Source organism: Bacteroides sp. MSSM.1001136sp1_RTP21357st2_D2_RTP21359_211015 (genome assembly GCF_040913205.1).
Taxonomy (GTDB): Bacteria; Bacteroidota; Bacteroidia; order Bacteroidales; family Bacteroidaceae; genus Bacteroides; species Bacteroides ovatus.
The window spans coordinates 81490-95728 of record NZ_JBDFVF010000019.1; the positions used below are offsets into that span (position 1 = coordinate 81490).

Consider the following 14239-nt stretch of genomic DNA (forward strand, 5'->3'; position numbering starts at 1 on the left):
AAAAATCAAAGCAAATGATAGCTGAAAATAGAATCTGTTTTTTAAATATTGATATTCAGCCTTTTACACAAAATAGACTTTTGTGTGAGTTGAATGAGGGAGTTCTTTATACTCCCAATATTGACCACTTAGTAAAGCTTCAACATGATCGGGAATTTTATGAGAGCTATCGGCAAGCGGATTGGGTGGTGTCCGACAGTCGGATTTTGTATTGGATATCCAAACTGTTAAAACATCCGATACCTGAAGCTATTCCTGGTTCAAGTTTCTTTCCGGCATTTTACAATTATCATGCCAATGATCCTGATTGCAGAATCTTTTTATTGGGTGCTGCTAAAGGAGTTGCTAATAAAGCAATGGAAAATATAAACAGGAAAGTAGGGAGGCAGATTGTTGTTGGTACTCATTCTCCGTCTTTTGGATTTGAGAAGAATGAAAAAGAATGCATGGAATTGATTGATATAATAAATGCTTCCGGTGCAACTGTATTATTAGTGGGAGTTGGTGCTCCAAAACAAGAAAAGTGGATAGCTAAATATCGTAGTCAGATGTTCAATATAAAACTTTTTATGGCTCTTGGAGCAACTATCGACTTTGAAGCTGGTAATATAAAACGTGCTCCTATTTTATTCCAAAAAATGGCAATGGAGTGGTTTTATCGTTTTCTAAGAGAACCGAAACGCCTTTTTAGACGTTATTTTATAGATGATGTTTGTTTCTTTTACTACTTTGCTAAGCAATTATTGGGGCGTTATAAAGATCCTTTTGCATAATTCTATGAAAATCATGTAAAAGGAGAATTAAAGGTACATAGGGAGGAGAGAACTATATAAAAGGCACTCATATGATGTCTATTTAGTAGAGACAGAATTATGTTTTGATGGGGAAGTATTTGTATACTAGCAAGTTGGTAGTTTGTTTTTATAGTATAAATAATTTTCAATATGTAATAACTCACTCTAATTTGTGGTAGAATCTACAATAAATATGAGCTAATTCAATGTACTCATATATGCTTTTATCAGTTATGGTTGATTGCTAACTGTATATAGGGTGTGTCGTGTTGGAAGATTACAATGTCGTTTTATAATTATGTATGAAGATGTGAAAATTTTAGATTTAAATGATATGGCAATAAGAAATGGTATAAAATAAAATGTTGAGATGTAATAAACACGTGAGTGTTTCGTATGTGAGATGAAAAAAATGTAGGTCCCTAGCTTCATGCTGTAAGGGCATGATTCTCCTACATTGTGGATTGGAAATCGTACGACGGTACATTTCTGATCTACGCCCTGACATCGGAGGTTAAAGCCGATGTGAATTTCCCACTATATCAACTGTCTGTGAAGATCGTTGATATTTTTTACTCTCATTATACTGGATAATAATATCAGTTTTCTTTGTTTATATGTTGAAATATTTGTAACTTTATAGCATAGAAAACAGTAATAAAGAAACAATGGAACATTCAGACTTTGTAGTGAAATGTTATAATAAACAAGAGTTAGCCCAGATGTATTTTCCTGATCTGACGATTCGTGCTTCGGTCAATAAACTTCGGAGGTGGATGAGGAGATGCAAGCCGTTGATGAATGAAATACTATCTACTGACTTTCATCCGAAGACAAAGGCATTTTCTGTGAGAGAAGTGCGGCTTATTACCTATTACTTGGGAAAGCCGGGGGAACTGTAAATGATATAAACATAAAAAAGAACTACGGGAGACTGCACTTTCGCGAGCTCCCGTAGTTCTTTTTATATATTCATATACTCTTTTCGACTGTCAAAACAGGGGCAAGCCTTATGAATCGAAGCACTAAGCTGATAATGTCCCAGGATTTGCGCATCCGGATATTGATGTTTGAGAATCGTCAACAAGTCAAGTAGCGCGAAGCGCTGCGCCTGTGTTCTTGTATCCGCCGGACGACCTGCTTCATCCAACCCGCCTTCATAGCAAATTCCAATACTATGCCGGTTGAAACCGCGGCAATGTGCACCGGGCTCTGATACCGGGCGACAATGGTGAAGTTCCCCATTACGGGTGATGTAAAAATGATACCCTATGTCCTTGAAACCTCGTTGCAGGTGACATTGTCGAAGCTGCTCTACGGTGAAGGAAACATTGCAGCGCGTCGCGCTGCAATGAATCACCAACAACTTAATCTCACGTGGGAGATAGTTTTCTTCTGAATTTTCCATATCGGTCAGCAGGAGATTAATGTCCCACGCAGGACGTTACACCGATAGCCGAAATGATCGAAGTCGCGATAGTTACAATAAACTGGAGAATGTTTTTCCAAAGTTGCTTTTTCATATAAATTTGAATTAAAGAATAAATACTACTGATACATTATGAACTCAAGAACCAGTCAACAACCGGTTGATTAAGCTGCCGGGTCCGGAGCTTCCCCGCTGCCGGAACCTCCCTGATTATCATCACCGCCATCATCAGGAAGCGGATCTTTATCCGAATCAGTGGAAGAATCACTTTTATACAATGTATAATCCAATGTCTTACACAACTTGCGGAGATCACTACCCGGATAGAAGAGCACTTTGCCCTTATCAATGCATGATGCCTTGAATTCCTTTGCCGTATCGGTAGGAGTACCGGTCTTGATACTCATACGGAAATTACCCAGGTCACCCATCTGGACGATATTTCCTTCATCCAGTACATTGACGATTTCGAGCAAAAACTCACCGATACAACCTTCCAGTTCCCCTTTGGAATAAGAAGAGCGTTCAGTGATACGTTTACAAACTTCCTTGACCGTCACTTTACGACCGCTACGCGCCACTGCATAAAATTTCGGAGTTTCACTAGGTTTCAACAGGTTCTTACGAGCCATGAGAGTGTAATTCTGTGCCATAACTTTTAATTTTAAATCATTAATTTTTAATTGTTTAATTGCCTTGTAATCGATTACATGACAAAAGTACTACATCGGGAAAGCGGCATGACGCATAATGACGCACACAGGCGCACAGATAAAAAGAAAAAACATCGGGAGATTTGTATCGAAACTTCCCAATGTTTGATTTCAATCATTGAGATGTTTTTTTCAAATCTCCCGATGTTTTTCCGGGCCCTCCAAAAGGACAAAAGGACAAAAAGGACAGATGTGACTATTGCTCATTCATCTTGGTATAGGAACCATGGGATATCTTATTGATCTTTACTCCATTAAGCGATTTTAGCAGACGTGTTACCTTACGATGGTTGAAATCGTATTTTGCGCCAATCTGAATCGCTTCATCTGTCGTGAAACTGTCGGGCAACTCTTGAACAAAATTACGAATAGTGTCCGGATTCTTCAGTGGACGGACCGAAGGAGACGGCATGGATGAGTGCAACAACCGGCTATGCTCGTAACAACATAGAACGATTTGAAGAGAACGCTCAAAATCAGCGTCCGTGCAATAAATCTCGGGAGAAAGATCGGTTGCTTCAAATTGCCGGATACGGGTCTGGATCATACTGATACGCATCACCAGAAAAGCATAGCGTTTCACTACGGCTTGGAGGTCATCGTTGCCTTCCAATGCCACCTCGGACAGCATACGTGAGAAAATCTCATTCAGACGGTTCCATTGCAGGCGGTTGAAATGAAAAAGAACCGGATGAGCCAGACAGAAGTGATATAATTCGGAGACACGATGCGCAATCGGTTTGAAAGAATCTTCCAGTGAGACGCAGTCGTCGCCCATTTCTTTCCAGTGCGGAGCTTCGCGGAAAGTGTAAATCAGGGTGCGGCTGGGCAATCCGTTTTCGTAGCTGCTCAATAGGCCGTCTATTTGTCCGGGAGTACCCGTCAGCAACAAAGCCAATTTGGGATGGCGTATATAGATCGGAATGAGGCCGTTGGCTTTGTAGGAAGAATCTATATTTTCGTGCTCAAAAGCCTTGCGGAGCATATCGTCGAAATTGCCACAATCCAGATGATTGGCTGTGGATAGCGTTTGTGCCTCCGTGTCGAAAATGATACTTCCCTGTGGACCGTTGTCCTGCATCTGCATTTGCATGCGGGTATAGCTGGTAGTAGCAGGAATGAATAGCATTTTGAAAGGAGGTCGTTGCGGTTCTTCGGAGCATGCTTCTCCTTTCTTTTTCTGTTTTTGATATTCTGATTGCCAGTTATTATGTACAGTTTGGTAGTTTTTCATCATAGATTCACTGGTAGACAGGATTTCTGAATGTATTTCTTCCAACAGGTATCGTCCGGTTTGGGCGATGCTTTTACCACTGGCGGCAGGCGAAAGTATGACACTGAATATATGCGTGGAGTATTTTTTATGATTATAAATTCCGAAAGTCTGCGGAAGTGCTGCGCTCAAGGCCGTGAGATCGGAAAGGAGAGCGACATCTTGTTCGCGTTCGCTTCCGTCTTCAATGATACAGTCATTTAATAGGTCGGGAAGATTATTGTACAAACTGCGGGGAAATAAAGGAGTTCCTTTTCGGAATTCTTCTCCCAGCCAATAGGCTTCGTCGTCGGTATCGGAATTTTCTGCAGTACTATATTGTCTTTTTGTCCTTATGTCCTTTTGAAAAGAAGGGGCGCTGGCCGGAGAGGAAGCGGGTGCATGTTCATTAACTTGTTTATATCCAGACGATAAAACCTTTGTTAGTTCTTCGGGACGAAAATCCGTGTGCTCGAAAAATACAGTAAGTTCGCGTAATATGCTTTTCTGGGGATAGTGTCGGCGGCAGGCTTCGCAGGCAAGTTTGAAGACGTTGGAATGGCGCTGACCGGCTGTTAGCGGATGAAAGAAAATATAGGACGAAATAAATTGGGCGATTTCTTCTTCAGACACGTTTTCCGGAGTATTATCCTGAAGGGGAAAGGGAGGAAGCACTTCATTTTCAGAGAAAGTGTTTGTTTCTTCTTTTATAAGTGGCTCCAACACAAATGCCTGATAGAGCGCCGCAACATATCCGTTGGGGGAATAACTGAAATAACACATGCGACTTTCGTCCTTGCATGCCGGGTCACTCTCCAATCCCAGCAGTTGATTGTAGTAGCGGCTCACTAGTTGCTGCCCTTCACGATGGCGGTTTTCGATACCTTCTACATAGGCGAAAACTTTCACTCCGTCGGTAGGGCTTTCTATTGCCGCTACTGTGTGGGGATCTGCCGCACAACGTTGGATGACTTGAAGACGATCTTTTACATGATCGTAATCAAGTCCGACAATATGGCTGGGGAGAAGAAAGTTTTTGATAGCGTGCGCTCCGTCGAATGTGCCTGCCGGAGTGAAGCAGGGGAGTTGGTTTTTCAGCTTCTGTGCCGCGGCATGGTCTCCTTCTGCATAGTACCGCCGAATAGCGTTTATGATGGAGGCATAGATCGGATGAATGCACATAATAATGACTTCAAGGAAAGACATGACTCGGGGCTTTTTTGAATACACATTTTCGTAAACCGAGACTTTGATTTCTTCTAAAACTTTCATATAAAATTGTTTTTGTAAGATTGAGCTACCTGACTATCAGATAACGGGAACAAAGGTCGGGATATTAAAAATAGGGTTGCTTCCCTATGTGGATAGCACTTGATAAAGCAAATAAAAAATGAAATATTATAATTTATTAATCATAGAATGACATGGCAAAAGAAAAACAGGAACCTTATGAGTTTTTAAGCAATTTGGTATTGGCTTTAATGGATATGGATCGTATTTTCAGTAACAGTTTTTTCATAAGCGAATTCGCTATCTCTCCTAAAACATTAGGGGAGATAAGGCGGGGAGAGGATATGTGCATTTATCAGTATGTACGGGTGATCCGGTGTATGACGAAATATCTTCATTTGATTATTCAGCTGGATATGTTGCTGAAGGAGTTAAGAATCGTACTGTCTTCCCATTGTGACTTGGTGGTCGCTACGGTTCCGCATCGTTCTTGCGGAACTTGTCAGCCGACAGAATGGGTGGCAGTGATGCATTGGGATGGAGTGAAATTGTGATTTCTACAGAAAATAGGGCATTTTTTCAATCTTTTTGCCCGATTTCTTTCTTTATTTAATTTTTTTTATATCTTTGCTTTCATATTGAGAAACACGGATAAAAACTCACTTATTTATTCATATAAATTTAATAAATTATGTTCAAAGCTCCTTTCTCATTTGACGGGCGTATTCGTAGAATTGAATATTTCCTGTCGGGCATTATCGGTGGTATAGTTTCCAGTATTGCATGGGCACTTGGTGTAGGTACATTTATTTTGGGTGCTGCCAGCGGATCGGCCGGTGGATCAGTATTTGGTTTATTGATCGGTCTTGCTGCTATGATTGCTTCCATTTGGTTCTCTTTGGCACAGGGTGTGAAACGTCTGCACGACTTAAACAAATCCGGTTGGCTGATTTTGTTGTGCTGTGTGCCTATCATTGGTTGGATTTTTGCATTGTATATGTTGTTTGCAGATGGTACGGTAGGTCCTAATCCTTACGGAGCAGATCCGAAAAACCGTATGCCATATCAGGCACAGCCTGCTTCTGTAAATGTGACTGTAAACGTTTCAAGAGAAGAGGTGAAAGTTGACAAGCCGGTGGAGGATGCTCCCGCACCTGCAGAAGCTCCAGCGGAGGAGAATAAAGAAAAAGCTGAATAATCTTATTAAAGAAGAAATAAGAAAGCCTCTTGCAAAATTCGTTTTGCAGGAGGTTTTTTGTTACTAATCTGTTTGTTATTCAATATTTTGTATAAATTTGTAGAATAAATAATCAATCTATCGAATATGTATATGTTAAGCACAGTAATCTCTCAAACTGGTGAATGCAATGCACAGCACGCGACAGACCCTTGTTTTTTAAATCAATGGGGATATTCTACCCTTTTGTTAATCATTATCGGGATAGGTTTAGTATACCTGCTTTTTAAGAAGCGGAAATTCTTAGTGGATAACCTGAAATGGATTGCAGGTACAGTATTTATTGCAGGTTTCCTGATATATTGGTACGCTTTTAATGAGGGAGGGAGTGACAGTAATTCGATAGCGTTGGCGTTTAGGTCTGCTCTGTCTTCTATGGAAATGTTCGCTTCGCATTCCGATCTTTTGGAGGTTCCTGAAGATCTGCATCATGATCCTTTCTACATGACGATATTTTCTGTGATACATTTCCTGGCCGTTATAGTGAGTGCGGTTTTTATCATCAAACTGTTAGGATTCAGATTCATCTCATGGGTGCGGTTATGTATGGCGAATCTTTCAAGAAAGAAGAAATGCCGGCTGTTTATTTTCTGGGGTGTCAATGATAATGCGATATTGCTGGCTAACAGTATAAGAAAAAAAGCGGCAGAGCCAAAGGGGAAGAATGAAGAAGGATGGGAGAATTGTAAGTTCATTTTCGTGAGGTTGCTTTCTGCTAATGAAAGCAGTTCTCATGGCCGGTTCACATTCAGTCATTTCTTTAATTCGTCTCATGACGGAACTGAAAAATTCATAGAAAAGATAGAAGAGCTTGACGGCATACTGGTTAACTCTAAATTTGGAATCACAGGCCGGGTTATAGATAAAGTCAAATCGGAATTTGATTTATACAAATATCTCGGATTGAGGAGATTGGGAAACCTAATCAAGAAGTACCCGCAGGCAACTTTCTATTTCTTGTCTCCCAATGAAGAACTGAATCTGGAGGCGGTGTCTGTTTTTAAGGAAATAGCGAAATGTAAAGAAGATAGAGTCCATAATCAGGTTCAGATTTATTGCCATGCGCGTAAGAACAACCAGAACCAGAAGTTGGAAATATGTGATGGGTTGAAACATCAGATTCATATCATCGACTCGTCTAATCTTGCTGTATTGCAATTAAAAAAGAATGTGAGGAATCACCCCGTGAATTTTGTAGATGTCGATACATCGAAGGCTTGTGTAAAGAAACCTTTTACGTCGATGATTATTGGCTTTGGAGAAACCGGACGTGATGCATTTCGTTTTCTATATGAGTTTGGGGCATTGATCGATGTAAATGGCAATAGGAACCCTCAAAAAATATATGTGGTTGATGAACATATAGATGAATTGAAAGGTGATTTTTTAATGAAAGCACCTGCCTTGAAGGAGAGGAAAAATGAGTTGGAATGGTGTGAAGAAATGTCTATCCATTCCGAACGTTTTTGGGAAAAATTTTCTGAAATCATTCATGATCTAAACTATGTTGTAATTGCTATAGGAAATGATAATGAAGGGATGGCATTGGCGATTGATCTCTACGAATATGCCTATCGATATAGAAAGGATTGTTTCAATGATTTTAGGATTTATCTGCGCGTCAATGGAAGTTGCAACACCATTCAGCTGAAGCAAATAAAAGAGTATTTTAATATTTATGGCAATACCCGGGATGTAATCATAACTTTTGGAGCGCAGGAAGAAATATTCTCGTACGATGTGGTATCGACAGATGTGCTTGAAGTATTGGCAAAGGAATTTTATTATGCATATCAGAAAATTATGATTGACGCAATGCCTGAAACGAATGAGAAGGAAATTGAAGAGAAGAAGAAAGCGAAGGAAAGCCTGAAGCAAACAGCGGAAGAAGAATGGAATGCGCGTAGAGAGGCATTGCAGGACAAGCATAGCTTGGATGCACAAATTAAATTGGCTTATCAGGAAGAGCAGGATAGGGCTAATGTATGGCATATTGATACCAAAAAGTTTTTAGCTGGGGCCATGGGAGAGGATGGCAAAGATAATAAGGAAAGATTGAAAGAGATGGTTGAGCTGACGCAGCGTGATGCCCATACATTGAACTATTCTAAGGTTTGTGACGTTGTTTCCAGTACATTATTTGATAATTTGAGTAAGTGCGAACATTTGCGTTGGAATGCATGTATGGAACTGCAAGGATTTGTAACGTGTGACGGAGATAAAGACTTTCAGCAGAAGAAGCATAAATGCATCGTCGATAATGATATTTTAAGAAGTAAATATCCGGAAACCATCCCTTATGACCAGTGTGTGGTTGAGCTAAGTTTTAGATTGAAAAAGAACTAACTATATGACAGATCAGGAAATAGTCGACGGATTAATCAATCGGGATGAAAAAATCACCGATTGGTTTTTCAACATAAAATATCGTCCGTTGTTTATCAATGTAATTAAGCTGATATTTGATTACCAGGTTGATTACGATGAATGTATCAGCGAACTCTACTATCATCTAATGAAGAATGATGCTGCCGTTCTTCGTAATTTTGAGGGACGTAGCACCATTGGAACATGGATTAAGATTGTGGCAATCCGTTTTTTCCGGGAACAGAAAAAACGTGAACAGATGATAGAAGACGAGAGTAAAGAGCCTCTTTATGAGCAGAATCATGAAGAAGAAATAGACGACTCTGAATCGAAAATAGCCGCAAAGATTGATTTGGAACGTTTGTTCGATCTGATGTCGAATAAGCGGTATGTGATGGTCATCAGGGAATTAGTACTCAAAGAGGTCGAACCTGAATTTTTAGCATTATCTATGGGAATAACTGTTGCTAATCTGTACAATATTAAAAAGCGTGCGCTGGCAGCATTGGCTCACTTAGCTATGAATGATAAGAAGAAGTATGAAAACAAAAGATAAAAATATGATAACCGAAGAATTGTTGGCTGCTTTTGAAGAAGGTAAGACGAATGCTGAAGAAACAGCTTTGGTACTTGAATATCTGGCGACTGATGAAAGTTTGCAAGAGGAATTTATCTTGTCTCAACAGTTGGATGCCATGATGGGAGCTGATGATGAAGAAACGGACTTCCTGCCAATGGCGCAGATGGCAGCCAAATCGGAAGGTAATCTTTGTGATTTCCAGTGTGAACAGTTTATTTTGAAACGTAGAAAGATTGAATATAATTCGGACGAACTCTCGGAGGAGGCCAGGAATAACAGTTGGTTGAGGGAGAGGGGAACTCCTTTGCATAGTGTAGGCCGCCTGCTCGAACAACACGGATTGATTGTGATGCGCAGTTATGGTTCCAGTATTGACAGTGTCATACGTGCCCTCAAGGCCGGACATGATGCGATTGTTGTGGTAAATAGTTGCCGGTTGCCGGGAAATAGTGAGGAGGAAATTGCTTATCATGCAGCAGTAGTGCTTGACGTAAATGAAGAGGAAGTGATGCTTTATGATCCTGCAACAGGAGAGGAAAGTACGGCCTATCCCAAGGATCACTTTATTGCGGCATGGAATGATGCAAAAGCGTATCTTGCGAGGGTGAAAGTGCCTGATCTGGATTATAATCCGCGGCCTATTGATCTGGAAGATGTTGAATTGAGCACTGATTTGATTGAATTGCGTGAAGCCATTGCTGAAAATGCGCACGAAGTCTGGGCCGACCAGCGCCAGGAAGAGGGATGGACTTATGGACCGCAGAGGGATGACGAGAAGAAAGAGACTCCGGACATGGTGCCTTATTCCATGCTTCCTTATTCGGAAAAAGAATATGATCGACGTATGGCGTTTGATACGATCAAGCTGATGAAAAAGCTGGGGTATAGTATTATCAAACAGGGCGATACGGCTCTTCATAATGAGCTGATGAGAAAATTGAAGAATGAAGGTGATGCCAAAGTCTGTGAATGTGGTGCGTCTATTTTTATGGACCAAATCTATTGCAGTCATTGTGGTAAAAAGATAGATTGGAAATTGTTCCGCTAATATATAAATAATGAATCATAAAATGAAAGAGTATATTCCCAATCCGGTGGATACAGGACATATCCAACTCCCGAAGGAGTTGGAATATTTGGTAGAAGAGATGGCTAAGAATGTTCATGAAGTCTGGTCGAAAACCAGAATAGAACAAGGTTGGACGTATGGAAAAAAGCGGGATGATGTGTTGAAGCAGCATCCGTGCCTGGTTCCGTATGAAGAATTACCTGAAGAAGAAAAGGTGTACGACAGAAATTCTTCGGTGGAAACCTTGAAACTGATTATGAAACTAGGGTTCAAGATTTCGAAGGATGAGGAATAGGCGATCTGCCTGCATCCAACAAGATAAATGGTGCCCAATATTTACTGTCTGCATATCCGTTCTCACGAAGGTACTGTTGTGCTTTGATAAGAGCCTGTCGTTCGGATAATCCTGAAATGATGTTCTCATAGAATTTAGTCATGAGAAGCATGGAGGCCTGGTCGTCAACAGCTGAAAGTGTCATGAGGATGGTTTGTACTCCTGCATTCTTAAAGCCTCGTTGAAGACCGAAAAGACCATCCGCACCAAGAGTACCTTGACCGGTGTTGCAGGCAGAAAGAACAACCATACGACAACCGCGGAGGTTTAGTGTACTGATTTCATCTGCACGGAGCAGTCCGTCGTTATTCTCTTCCGTGGCATTGGCGCCGGACATAATCAGGAAGCAATGCTTCATCGCATCATCGGCTTCACGTTGCTTCAATTCTTTATAGTCTCCGTGAGTAGCTATGTGAATCAACGAAACAGCTTTGCCGTCGAGTGCCCGGAACTGCTTTTCCGTTCCGTTTTCACCTACGAATAGATTGGTTTTAATCTTCTTTTCTTTCAATAGGGAATTTACGTTATTTACTTCATTGAGCGTATATGGTAACTCATGATACCCATTCTGTCCGTTACGGAATTTCCCGGAGTTATGATCTGTAGAAACAATATTGCGAACTTTGGTTGAAGCCATTTCGTAGTCTAATCCTCCGAAAAGTGCGGCTGATGAGTAGTTCAGTGAAGCTTTGTCGAGTGCGATTTCTTTTGTTGACGATAAACGATAGACGGCTTTCTGGAATGCTAACGGCAGGTTACCCGCTCCATACGGAAGATATTCTACAGGTAACTGATGAAGTATCCCGTCAGGTGAAAAATAAATAGTATCCGCTTTGCTGATATATTCATCCAGCGCTTTCCAGAAATGTGCCCCGTTTTCGGTTGTGGTGAAAGCCGTAGGCGATTGCATCTCTTTCGATAGCAATTTCTGACTCATTAACTTGATTGCGGTGGGAGACGTGTCGCCCGGACGAAGTACGAAAGCGGCCAGGTGTTTGTCCGGAGCTAGTAGTTCATCGTCTATGAGAGCAAATTCTATGGCGATGGAGTTTCCATGTAGATGCTTTTGTACGTCTTGCCATTTGACAGAAAGATAACGGGTATAGTCGCCGAAATCAGTAGATTTTCGCATCAAGTCCAGTTGCAACTGTTCATACTCCTCTTTCTGGCGGATGATATTTTTCCGTCCTTCCGTCTGATTGGTTGCATTCGGGAGTTCACTTTGCATGGATAAAATTTGTTCCGCCATAAGGGTAGCCTTGTTGTATTGGCCGAGCAGGGATTTATCTCCCGAAGCGCGGATCAGAGACTCCAGTTCAATAGACGAATTGAGCATAATACCTTTCGAAAACAATAATGCATCGTAACCTAACCGGGCAAAACGTTGTTTTTGTTCAGGTGTACCTGTTGCGGCGATATTGGCTGCACGGAGGGGAATACTGTCCAGTGAGGAACGGATATCCTTCCAGAATGCCAGGCGTTCATCGGCTTTCGAGAGACGGAAAAGATTACGCAGCGCGGTTGTTTCGCCGGAGAGGAAAGGTTCCATATAGGCTAATGCCTTGTCGGTCTGTCCTTGGGTATAGTAGATGTCAGCGATAGTCCCTAATGCGGAGACATACATCAAACCGTCTTCTCCCCATTGCAGGCGATAAGCGTCCAATTGTTCAAGATTCTCTTTCAATAGCCTGTTTAAAACCGCCATTCGTTGACGTTCGGCATCCTGTTCTGTCTGCCTGGCTGCTGTCTCATTGCCCATCATGGTGTGGCAACGATTCAGACTGCTAAGTGCATCCTGATATTTTACATCACTGCCGGGAAGAATTTTGTAAATGTCTGCAGCCTGTTGGTAGTTTGCTGCTGCTTCTGCATATTGTTTTTGTCGGTATAAGATACTGCCTCTGGAACGCAGAATTTCCCCCATCTTATCTGACTTATCACCCGTCGGAAGCAGTTTTTCGGCTTTTGTGAGTATTTCGAGGGCTTTTCCGTACTCCTTGGTGAATCCGTAGTTACGGCACAATGCAACGGAGGCGTCTACATATTTGTCCAGTCTGTCCGGCAACATCTGTGCATAAACCGACAGTGCCTGGTTGAGCATACGATTGGAGGCCTCATACTTGGCGGCAATGCTATAATTGAGTCCGCCCAGATAAGATTCCAATGCAAATTTAGCCTGTTCGGCAGGATTGTTGCGAAGGATGTCTGCTGCCAGTTCGTAGTATTCGCCGGCAGATGCGTGATCTTGTATTCCGGAAAGAAATTGCGCATAGTTGTGGCGTACTTTAAAAACAATCTCCTTATCAGTATTCACATCGCATTTCTTTAAAGCATCCAGAAAATGTGCCCTTGCCTTATCGTTGTCACCTATGCTGGCAAAATACTGGGCACGCTCGGTCAGGCAATCAGGTTCGTCGCAAGGCTTTTCCAATTCTTTTTTATTGTGAGCTTCTACCAATTTCATGTATTCTAATACTTTCGGCTGATTGTTCAGTTCCACGTAGATGGATGATATCCAATCGAGAAGTTGCTCGTATTCTTTTGAATCGTCAGGAAAGATGTTGAAGGCCTGCTCATAATAAGTGACTCCTACATCTTTACGTCCCGACAGGTAGTACAACGAACCTATCTGCTGGAGTTGACGGGCAACTGAAAGGGACTTTTCGCCATACATCTTTTTACTGATGGCTATTTCCTCTTCTACGATGGCACTTGCTTTGTCCATTTCTCCTAAAGCTATGTAGCAGCGGGCGAGATTGATATGAAACATGAATGCCTGTTCAGGACGGGGCTGAATGCGACTGCACAGTTCCCATGTCTTGCCATGAATTTCTGCTGCTTTAGGATAGTCTTTTGCAACAGTCAGGTAGTAGAGTCCTGTGTTGTTCAGGGAGGAAATGTATTTGATATTTGTTTCGCCCAGTATGGTCTTGCGCATATCTGCTGCCATTTGTGTATAGGTTAGTCCTTCGGGACGTTCCAGATTCAGATAACAGCGGCCGAGAATGTGCAGGCAGGTAGCACGTTCCGCACTCTGTGTCTTTCCCGTTTTGACATATAATTCGTCCGCTTGTTTCAGTTTGGTAATGGCGGTTGGGTAATCTTGTTTACTTTCTAGTTTTTGAGCTTCTTCAACTAGTAGGTCGGCTTGGCTTGTAGTCTGTGAGTAGGCTGTCAGACATAGACAGGCTAATAGAGATAGAATGAATTGTCGCATATAATAGAGATTTTAGT

The 14239-nt window shown here is 41.6% G+C and carries 13 protein-coding genes; 8 read left to right on the plus strand and 5 right to left on the minus strand.

Annotated elements, in window-relative coordinates; translation table 11 throughout:
- Positions 1–14 precede the first annotated feature (14 nt).
- Complete coding sequence (locus tag AB5217_RS13545) at positions 15–773, plus strand: WecB/TagA/CpsF family glycosyltransferase (protein ID WP_052587855.1); 759 nt, start codon at positions 15–17, stop codon at positions 771–773.
- A 689-nt stretch (positions 774–1462) separates the two neighbouring features.
- On the plus strand, positions 1463–1696 hold the full coding sequence (locus AB5217_RS13550) for a DUF4248 domain-containing protein (RefSeq protein ID WP_004296628.1): 234 nt from the start codon (positions 1463–1465) through the stop codon (positions 1694–1696).
- Between the two features lie 62 nt (positions 1697–1758).
- Here AB5217_RS13550 and AB5217_RS13555 read toward each other — a convergent pair whose 3' ends face one another.
- From AB5217_RS13555 to AB5217_RS13570, 4 genes are all read right to left on the minus strand, one after another.
- Positions 1759–2202 (minus strand): N-acetylmuramoyl-L-alanine amidase, encoded by a 444-nt coding sequence (locus AB5217_RS13555; RefSeq protein ID WP_118032945.1) that lies wholly within the window; start codon positions 2200–2202, stop codon positions 1759–1761.
- 16 nt (positions 2203–2218) lie between these two features.
- Positions 2219–2317 carry a smalltalk protein gene (locus AB5217_RS13560; RefSeq protein ID WP_004303901.1) on the minus strand — a complete coding sequence of 33 codons (99 nt, stop codon included), beginning with the start codon at positions 2315–2317 and terminating at the stop codon, positions 2219–2221.
- A 70-nt stretch (positions 2318–2387) separates the two neighbouring features.
- Positions 2388–2876 carry an HU family DNA-binding protein gene (locus AB5217_RS13565; RefSeq protein ID WP_004296631.1) on the minus strand — a complete coding sequence of 163 codons (489 nt, stop codon included), beginning with the start codon at positions 2874–2876 and terminating at the stop codon, positions 2388–2390.
- Positions 2877–3132: 256 nt separating this feature from the next.
- Entirely contained in the window at positions 3133–5460 is a 2328-nt protein-coding gene (locus AB5217_RS13570; protein WP_138343469.1) for a DUF3987 domain-containing protein, read from the minus strand.
- Positions 5461–5612: 152 nt separating this feature from the next.
- On the opposite strand from AB5217_RS13570, the gene AB5217_RS13575 reads away from it, so the two are divergent.
- The 6 genes from AB5217_RS13575 to AB5217_RS13600 all read left to right on the plus strand — a co-directional run bounded on the left by AB5217_RS13575 (position 5613) and on the right by AB5217_RS13600 (position 10966).
- Positions 5613–5972, plus strand: a complete 360-nt coding sequence (locus AB5217_RS13575; RefSeq protein WP_004303898.1) for a hypothetical protein — start codon at positions 5613–5615, stop codon at positions 5970–5972.
- A gap of 137 nt (positions 5973–6109) precedes the next feature.
- On the plus strand, positions 6110–6616 hold the full coding sequence (locus AB5217_RS13580) for a DUF805 domain-containing protein (protein ID WP_004303897.1): 507 nt from the start codon (positions 6110–6112) through the stop codon (positions 6614–6616).
- Positions 6617–6742: 126 nt separating this feature from the next.
- Positions 6743–9001 (plus strand): hypothetical protein, encoded by a 2259-nt coding sequence (locus AB5217_RS13585; RefSeq protein ID WP_122138442.1) that lies wholly within the window; start codon positions 6743–6745, stop codon positions 8999–9001.
- A 4-nt stretch (positions 9002–9005) separates the two neighbouring features.
- The gene (locus AB5217_RS13590; RefSeq protein WP_115485079.1) at positions 9006–9578 is read left to right on the plus strand and encodes a sigma-70 family RNA polymerase sigma factor; all 573 of its coding nucleotides are present in this window, start codon (positions 9006–9008) and stop codon (positions 9576–9578) included.
- 4 nt (positions 9579–9582) lie between these two features.
- Complete coding sequence (locus tag AB5217_RS13595; protein WP_138343475.1) at positions 9583–10650, plus strand: RyR domain-containing protein; 1068 nt, start codon at positions 9583–9585, stop codon at positions 10648–10650.
- A 22-nt stretch (positions 10651–10672) separates the two neighbouring features.
- Positions 10673–10966, plus strand: coding sequence for a RyR domain-containing protein (locus AB5217_RS13600; RefSeq protein ID WP_004303891.1), 294 nt, complete (start codon positions 10673–10675; stop codon positions 10964–10966).
- Here the strand turns inward: AB5217_RS13600 and AB5217_RS13605 are convergent.
- Positions 10941–14222, minus strand: coding sequence for a CHAT domain-containing protein (locus tag AB5217_RS13605; RefSeq protein ID WP_175353563.1), 3282 nt, complete (start codon positions 14220–14222; stop codon positions 10941–10943). The two genes, AB5217_RS13600 and AB5217_RS13605, sit on opposite strands and share 26 nt — an antisense overlap.
- Positions 14223–14239: the final 17 nt, after the last annotated feature.